Source organism: Pseudomonas entomophila, from assembly GCF_013523125.1.
GTDB classification, from domain to species: Bacteria; Pseudomonadota; Gammaproteobacteria; order Pseudomonadales; family Pseudomonadaceae; genus Aquipseudomonas; species Aquipseudomonas entomophila_B.
Window position 1 is genome coordinate 99,442 of record NZ_JAAMQJ010000011.1, and the last position, 6,757, is coordinate 106,198.

Here is a 6,757-nt window from a genome sequence, read left to right on the forward strand (position 1 = left end):
GCCCGGCCCGGCTTGTCCAGGTCAGCGCTCATCGGGTGACGCCACCGAAGGTGCCTCGACGGGCCGCCGCCGTGCCAGGCGCATCACCACCACGAAAAACACCGGCACGAAGACCACCGCCAACGTGGCGCTGAGCATGCCGCCGATCACGCCGGTGCCGATCGCCTGCTGACTGGCCGACCCTGCACCGCTGGCGATGGCCAGGGGTACGACCCCGAGGATGAAGGCCAGCGAGGTCATCACGATCGGCCGCAGACGCAGACGGGCCGCCTGAAGCGCCGCCTCGGCCGGGCTGTGGCCCTGGTCGAGCAGGTGCTTGGCGAACTCGATGATCAGGATGGCGTTCTTCGCCGACAGGCCGATCAAGGTGATCAGGCCGACCTTGAAGAACACGTCGTTGGGGAGACCGCGCAGGCTGACCGCCAGCATCGCACCGAGGATCCCGAGCGGGACCACCAGCAGCACGGCCGTCGGAATCGACCAGCTTTCGTACAGCGCCGCCAGGCACAGGAACACCACCAGCAACGATAGCGCCATCAGCAGCGGCGCCTGGTTGCCCGACAGTCGCTCCTGCAACGACAGGCCGGTCCATTCCAGGCCGACGCCCGCCGGCAACGCGACCACCAGGCGTTCGATCTCGGCCATGGCCTGCCCGGAACTCACCCCGGCCACCGGTTCGCCGGAAATCGACACGGCCGGGTAGCCGTTGTACCGGGTCAACTGCACCGGCCCGCTGACCCAGCGCGCCTGGACGAACGCGGCCAGCGGCACCATCTGGCCACTGGCGTTGCGCACGTGGATCTTCAGCAGGTCCTCGACCTGGCTGCGCTGATCGCCTTCGGCCTGCACCACCACCCGCTGCATGCGACCCTGGTTGGGGAAGTCGTTGACGTAAGTCGAGCCGACCGCCGTGTCGAGCACCGCGCCGATGTCGCTGAAGGCGATGCCCAGGGCATTGGCCTGACGGCGGTCGATCTCCAGCTCGACCTGGGGGCTTTCGGCCAGCGACGCTTCACGCACGTTGGTCAGCAGGGGGTTGTCCCGGGTCTGCGCCAGCAAGCGGTCGCGGGCCTGCATCAACCCTTGGTAGCCCAGCCCGCCGCGGTCCTGCAGGCGGAATTCGAAGCCGCCCGATTCGCCCAGCCCGTCGACCGGCGGGGGCAGCACCGAGAAGGCCACCGCGTCCTTGAGCTGGCCGAAGGCCTGGTTGGCACGGTCGGCGATGGCCTGGGCGCCATCCGCCGCGCCGCGTTCGGCCCAGTCCTTGAGGGTGGTGAACGCCAGCGCAGCGTTCTGGCCGCTGCCGGAGAAGCTGAAGCCCAGGATCACCGTGGTGTTGCCCACCCCAGACTCGCCTGCGTTGTGCGCCTCGATCTGCGCGGCCACCTGCTCGGTGCGCAGGCGACTCGCGCCCGGCGGCAGCTGGATGTCGGTGATGGTGTAGCCCTGGTCTTCGGTCGGCAGGAAGGCACTGGGCAACTGGCTGAAGCCATACCCCAGCACCGCAAGCAGCACGCCGTACACCAGCAGGTAACGCCCGCTGCGCGCCAGCGCCTGGCCGACCCAGCGCTGGTAGCCGTCGCTCATGCGCTCGAAGCCGCGGTTGAACGCCCCGAACAGGCCGCCGCGGCGACCATGGCTGTCGGCCGGAATCGGCTTGAGCAGGGTCGCGCACAGGGCCGGCGTGAGGCTCAGGGCGAGGAAGGCCGAGAACAGGATCGACACGGCCATGGACACCGAGAACTGCTGGTAGATGATCCCCACCGAGCCCTTCATGAAGGCCATCGGCAGGAACACCGCCACCAGCACCAGGGTGATGCCGATGATCGCCCCGCTGATCTGGCCCATGGCCTTGCGCGTCGCCTCCCGCGGGCCCAGACCTTCCTCGGCCATGATGCGCTCGACGTTCTCCACCACCACGATGGCGTCGTCGACCAGGATGCCGATGGCCAGCACCATGCCGAACAGCGTCAGCACGTTGACCGAGAACCCCAGCGCCAGCATCAGGGCGAAGGTGCCGGCCAGGGCCACCGGCACCACCAGGGTGGGGATGAGCGTATAGCGCAGGTTCTGCAGGAACAGGTACATCACCGCGAACACCAGCACCATGGCCTCGAACAGGGTCATGATCACCTGCTTGATCGAGGCCTTGACGAAGGGCGAGGTGTCGTAAGGGATGTCGTATTTCACGCCTTCTGGGAACTGGCGCGACAACTGCTCCAGCGTCGCGCGCACCCGTGTTGCGGTGTCCATGGCATTGGCGCCGGGCGACAGCTGCACGGCGAAGGCGCTGGAGGGCTTGCCATTGAGGCGGGTGCCGTACTGGTATTCCTGGGCGCCGATCTCGACGCGGGCGACATCCCCCAGGGTCACCACCGCACCGTCCGGGCTGGCCCGCAGGACGATGGCGGCGAACTGGGCAGGGTCGCTCAACTGCCCCTTGACGATGACGTTGGCGGTGATTTCCTGGGTCGCACGCCCGGGCAGATCGCCGATGCTGCCCGGTGCCACCTGGGCGTTCTGCGCGGTGATGGCGTCGACCACGTCGGTGGGCGTCAGGCCCAGGCCGATCAGCTTGCGCGGGTCGATCCAGACCCGCATGGCCCGCTCCGAACCGTACAACTGCGCCTTGCCGACCCCCTCCAGGCGGCGCACCTCGTTCATCACGTTGCGTGCCAGATAGTCGCTCAGGGCGATCTCGTCCAGGCGGCCGTCCTCGGAGGTCAGGGTCGCCAGCAACAGAAAGCCCGTGGAGACTTTCTCCACCTGCAGGCCTTGCTGGGTCACCGGGCGGGGCAGGCGTGACTCCACCACCTTCAATCGGTTTTGCACGTCGACCTGAGCCAGGTCGGGGTTCGTGCCGGGCGCGAAGCTGACCTTGATCGTGGCGCTGCCCAGGCTGCTCTGCGACTCGAAGTACAGCAGGTGGTCGGCACCGTTGAGTTCCTGCTCGATCAGGCTGACCACGCTTTCGTCCAGGGTCGCCGCCGAGGCGCCTGGGTAGACGGCGTAGATCTCGATCTGTGGCGGCGCCACGTCGGGGTACTGGGCCACGGGCAACTGCGGCAGCGCCAGCGCGCCGGCCAACAGGATGAACAAGGCCACCACCCAGGCGAAGACCGGGCGGTCGATGAAGAAATGCGGCATGGCTCAGGTCCTCAGGGTGCGCTGGCGGCGGATGCCGACGACGTCGGCTCGGGGGCGATCCGGACCGGGTCGCCGGGCTTGACGTGCTGCAGGCCCTCGACCACCACGCGCTCGCCGGCTGCCAGGCCGTCGAGCACCACCCAGCGATCGCCCTGGACACTGCCCAGCACCAGGGTGCGCTCGCTGACCTTGTCGTCGGCGTCCACCACCAGCACCTTCGGTACCCCGGCGCTGTCGCGCAGGATCGCCCGCTGCGCCACGCTCAGCCCCTCGGGCTGCACGGCCTGGGCCAGGCGTACGCGCACGTAGCCACCGGGCAGCAGGTCCAGGTCCGGGTTGGGAAAGGCGCTGCGCAGGGTCACCTGCTGGGTGCTCGGGTCGACCCGCAGGTCGGTGAACAGCAGCGTGCCGCTGTGCGGGTAGACACTGCCATCGGGCTGCACCAACGTGGCCGTGGCTGCCGCCTCGCCCGTCTGGCGCAGTTCACCGGCACGCAGGGCCTGGCGCAGGGCGGTCAGCTCGCCGAGCGACTGGGTGACGTCGGCATGGATCGGGTCGAGCTGCTGGATGGTCGCCAGCGGCGTGGTCTCGCCCTGGCCGACCAGCGCGCCTTCGGTGACCTGGGCACGGCCGATGCGTCCGGCGATCGGTGCGGTGACGGTGGCATAGCCCAGGTTCAGCCGGGCCCGCTCCAACGCGGCCTTGGCCTCGGCCACGGCGGCATCGGCCTGCATCAAGGTGGCACGGGCATTGTCGTATTCCTGTCGGCTGATCGCCTCGATCTCGCTCAGTTCGCCATAGCGGCGTGCCTGCAGGCGGGCCTGGTAGCGCGTCGCCTCGGCGCGCTTCACGGCTGCCTGGGCGCTGTCGAGGTCGGCCTTGAACGGCGCCGGATCGATGCGGAACAGCACGTCGCCGGCCTTGACGTCACTGCCCTCGCGGTACACCCGTTCGAGCACCACACCGGCCACTCGGGCTCGTACTTCGGCAACCCGAGGCGCCAGCAGGCGGCCGCTGAGTTCGCTGCTGACGGCCAACGGCTGGGTATGAAGGGTTTCGACGCGTACCTCGGCAGGCGGGGTGGGCGGCGTCGGCTCGGCGGCGTCGTCGCAACCGGTCAGCCACAGCAGGGCCGACAGGGCCAAGGTGCAGGTGCGCAAGGTGCAGGGGGAGGGCAACATAGAAGGGGTCCGAAAAGGTCATGCGAATCGCCGAAACAGGACGGCGTGGATGAGCACGGGCAGCGGCGTGTCGATGACCGTGGCTGCCTGCCTGTGCAACGCTGCCATGCTACGTCACCACGCCCCATCAGGCCTGTGAACCTCTGTAGGTCATGTGTGAAAAATTGTGAAGAAATATCCGGCTCACCTGTAGGATTCTTTATCCTGGCTGCCTTCGACGCCACGTGACCGCCACCATGCCCACTCTGCTCCTGGTCGAGGACGACAGCGCGCTGTCCGAGCTGATCGCCCGTTACCTGCACCGCAACGGCTTCCAGGTCCGTTGCCTGGCACGCGGCGACCAGGTGCTGGACGACGTGCGTTGCGACCCGCCCGACCTGGTCATTCTCGACCTCATGCTGCCGGGGCTCGATGGTCTGCAGGTCTGTCGCCAGCTGCGCCAGGCCTCGCAAACCCTGCCGATCCTCATGCTGACCGCCCAGGACGACAGCCATGATCAGGTGCTGGGGCTCGAACTCGGCGCCGACGACTACGTGACCAAGCCCTGCGAGCCGCGTGTGCTGCTGGCGCGCGTGCGCACCTTGCTGCGTCGCAGCAACATCCACGAGCCACGCCTGGACCCCCTGCGCATCGTCATCGGCGGCCTGTGCCTGGACCTGACCGAACGCCAGGTGACGTGGGGTGGTGCAGCGGTGGACCTGTCGCGGGGCGAGTTCGACCTGTTGGTGGTGCTGGCCCGGCATGCCGGTGAGGTGCTCAGCCGGGACAGGATCCTCCAGCAGTTGCGGGGCATCGAGTTCAACGGCACTGACCGCTCGGTGGACGTGGCGATCTCCAAGTTGCGTCGGCGCTTCGACGACAATGCCGAAGAGGCGCGCAAGATCAAGACGGTGTGGGGCAAGGGCTACCTGTTCAGTCGCAGCGAGTGGGAGTGCTGACCGGCCATGTTCAAGCTGCTGGTGCGCCTGTACCTGTTGATCATCGTCGCCTATGCGGGGGCCTTGCTGCTGGTGCCCGAGGCGATTTTCGGCGCGTTTCAGGCGCGCTTCATGGCCTACAACCTGGACCAGGCCAAGGGCGTGCAGGCGCTGGTGGTCAGGCAGTTCAAGCAGGTGTCCGACGCCCAGTGGCCGGAGGTCGAGCGGCAGTTGGCCGAGGACTTCGCACCCTTGCAGTTGCACCTGATCCGGCGTGATCAGGCCGCACTGTCGGCCGCCGAGCGCGCGCGGCTGGACCAGGGGCTGTTCACCGTGCGCATCGGCGAGTGGGGCTACTACGAGACGGTGCTGGCGCCTTTGAACGACACCTGGCTGGTGCAACTGCACTCACCGCCCGACCCACTGGACATCAACCTGCTGTCCTGGGGCGTCACGGTGCTGATCGGCGCCGTGCTGCTCGGCGGGCTGCTGATCTGGGTCTGGCCGCACTGGCGCGACCTGGAGCGGCTGAAGAACACCGCGCGGCGCCTGGGGCGTGGGGAGTTGGCCGCGCGCACCGGGATCGGCGGGCATTCCAACATCGGCGAACTGGCCGGCGTGTTCGACACCATGGCCAGCGACCTGGAGCGGCACCTGAACCACCAGCGCGAGCTGCTCGACGCGGTCTCCCATGAACTGCGCACCCCCCTGGCGCGGCTGGACTTCGGCTTGGTGCTGCTGTTCGACGAAGTACCCGCCAGCAGTCGCAAGCGTCTGCTGGAAATGGTCGGGCACGTGCGCGAACTGGACGCGCTGGTGCTGGAGCTGCTGTCCTACAGCCGCCTGCACGACGCCGAACAGGCGCGCGAGCAGGTCGAGGTCGAGCTGCCAGCGTTTCTCGACAGCGTGCTCGGTGCCTTCGCCGAGGAGCTGGACAACCGGGGTGTGCAGTGGGACGTGTGCCTGGGCGACGACCTGCGGCCCTTCGTGCTCGACCCGCGGCTGACTGCCCGTGCCGTGCAGAACCTGGTGCGCAACGCCATGCGCTATTGCGATCGCTACCTGCGCATCAGCCTGGCGCTGGAGACCGATGGCGCGTGTCGCCTGACGGTGGAGGATGACGGCATCGGAATACCGATGGAGGAATGCGAACGGATCTTTCAACCGTTCTACCGGCTCGACCGCAGCCGTGACCGCGCCACGGGTGGCTTCGGCCTGGGTCTGGCGATCAGCCGACGGGCGATCGAAGGTCAGGGCGGGACCCTGAACGTCACGCCCTCGACACTTGGCGGCGCGTGCTTCTGCATCCGCCTGCCGGTGGCCAGAGGTGTCGCACCGGCATGAACGAGGCGTGCAAAGCAGGCCTTTCAACGTCTTTAACTAACACGATGTAGATCACATGCCGATCTGGCAGAGCGGTTCACTCCTGTGTGGGAGCGGGCTTGCCCGCGATGCAGGCGGTGATGGACCGGACGCTATCGCGGGCAAGCCCGCTCTCATAGAACATAAAAT

General features: G+C 67.9%; 4 protein-coding genes. 2 read left to right on the plus strand and 2 right to left on the minus strand.

What is annotated here, in order from left to right; all coding sequences use genetic code 11:
• Positions 1 to 21: 21 nt before the first annotated feature.
• Together G7007_RS08770 and G7007_RS08775 are read right to left on the minus strand one after the other, a co-directional pair.
• The gene (locus tag G7007_RS08770) at positions 22 to 3,147 is read right to left on the minus strand and encodes an efflux RND transporter permease subunit (RefSeq protein WP_181100848.1); all 3,126 of its coding nucleotides are present in this window, start codon (positions 3,145 to 3,147) and stop codon (positions 22 to 24) included.
• Positions 3,148 to 3,158: 11 nt separating this feature from the next.
• Positions 3,159 to 4,328, minus strand: coding sequence for an efflux RND transporter periplasmic adaptor subunit (locus G7007_RS08775; RefSeq protein WP_181100851.1), 1,170 nt, complete (start codon positions 4,326 to 4,328; stop codon positions 3,159 to 3,161).
• A gap of 236 nt (positions 4,329 to 4,564) precedes the next feature.
• On the opposite strand from G7007_RS08775, the gene G7007_RS08780 reads away from it, so the two are divergent.
• Both G7007_RS08780 and G7007_RS08785 read left to right on the plus strand, forming a co-directional pair.
• Entirely contained in the window at positions 4,565 to 5,266 is a 702-nt protein-coding gene (locus G7007_RS08780) for a response regulator transcription factor (RefSeq protein ID WP_181100854.1), read from the plus strand.
• Between the two features lie 6 nt (positions 5,267 to 5,272).
• Positions 5,273 to 6,589, plus strand: a complete 1,317-nt coding sequence (locus G7007_RS08785; RefSeq protein ID WP_181100857.1) for an ATP-binding protein — start codon at positions 5,273 to 5,275, stop codon at positions 6,587 to 6,589.
• Positions 6,590 to 6,757: the final 168 nt, after the last annotated feature.

What these genes read in the sequence shown, in the direction of transcription:
- G7007_RS08770 (WP_181100848.1), bottom strand. Translation starts at nt 3,147, where the DNA reads ATGCCGCATTTCTTCATCGACCGCCCGGTCTTCGCCTGGGTGGTGGCC.
- G7007_RS08775 (WP_181100851.1), bottom strand. Translation starts at nt 4,328, where the DNA reads ATGTTGCCCTCCCCCTGCACCTTGCGCACCTGCACCTTGGCCCTGTCG.
- G7007_RS08780 (WP_181100854.1), top strand. Translation starts at nt 4,565, where the DNA reads ATGCCCACTCTGCTCCTGGTCGAGGACGACAGCGCGCTGTCCGAGCTG.
- G7007_RS08785 (WP_181100857.1), top strand. Translation starts at nt 5,273, where the DNA reads ATGTTCAAGCTGCTGGTGCGCCTGTACCTGTTGATCATCGTCGCCTAT.